We start from the raw sequence: 768 nt of genomic DNA, 5'->3' as shown, positions 1-768 counted from the left end.
ATAGCTCTTAAATTGACGAAGCTTGCGCTTCATTCAAAAATTGTAAAACTTATTTTTGCCTCATCGTTCAGTTTTCAAAGTTCGTCTGTAAAAAATAAAATTGGTGGAGCCTAGCGGGATCGAACCGCTGACCTCCTGCGTGCAAGGCAGGCGCTCTCCCAGCTGAGCTAAGGCCCCATATAAAAGTGATGATGGTCGGGAAGACAGGATTCGAACCTGCGACCCCTTGGTCCCAAACCAAGTGCTCTACCAAGCTGAGCTACTTCCCGTAAAAATGGTGCACCCTGAGAGATTCGAACTCCCGGCCTTTAGATTCGTAGTCTAACGCTCTATCCAGCTGAGCTAAGGGTGCGAGACGAATAATCATCATGGGAAAATATTAATGGTACCGAGGGCCGGACTTGAACCGGCACGAGGAAACCCTCGCAGGATTTTAAGTCCTGTGCGTCTACCAATTCCGCCACCCCGGCAAGGTATAATTTCTAGCGGTAGACTTTTCAAAAAGATCAAATGGTGCCGGCGAAAGGATTCGAACCCTCGACCCTCTGATTACAAGTCAGATGCTCTACCAACTGAGCTACACCGGCAGGTGTAAATGGTGGAGGATGACGGGATCGAACCGCCGACCCCCTGCTTGTAAGGCAGGTGCTCTCCCAGCTGAGCTAATCCTCCAATATGTAGCCTGGCAACGTCCTATCCTCACAGGGGGAGATCCCCCAACTACTTTCGGCGCTGAGACGCTTAACTTCCGTGTTCGGCATGGGAACG

At 50.5% G+C, this 768-nt stretch carries 6 tRNA genes and 1 rRNA gene; all 7 read right to left on the bottom strand.

Going from position 1 to position 768, the window contains the following annotated elements:
• Positions 1-101 precede the first annotated feature (101 nt).
• Positions 102-177: transfer RNA gene (locus KNO86_RS14560), tRNA-Ala, on the bottom strand.
• A gap of 15 nt (positions 178-192) precedes the next feature.
• Positions 193-269 (bottom strand) — tRNA-Pro (locus KNO86_RS14555).
• A 6-nt stretch (positions 270-275) separates the two neighbouring features.
• Positions 276-352: transfer RNA gene (locus KNO86_RS14550), tRNA-Arg, on the bottom strand.
• A gap of 31 nt (positions 353-383) precedes the next feature.
• Positions 384-470, bottom strand: a tRNA-Leu gene (locus KNO86_RS14545).
• A gap of 41 nt (positions 471-511) precedes the next feature.
• Positions 512-587 (bottom strand) — tRNA-Thr (locus KNO86_RS14540).
• Positions 588-596: 9 nt separating this feature from the next.
• Positions 597-672, bottom strand: a tRNA-Val gene (locus KNO86_RS14535).
• 8 nt (positions 673-680) lie between these two features.
• A 5S ribosomal RNA gene (gene rrf, locus KNO86_RS14530) occupies positions 681-768 on the bottom strand; the annotation flags it as partial.

Source organism: Exiguobacterium sp. s160, from assembly GCF_018617575.1.
Taxonomy (GTDB): domain Bacteria; phylum Bacillota; class Bacilli; order Exiguobacteriales; family Exiguobacteriaceae; genus Exiguobacterium; species Exiguobacterium aestuarii_A.
The sequence above is the reverse complement of the archived record's forward strand: the minus strand, read 5'-3'. Positions and strand labels throughout refer to the sequence as shown.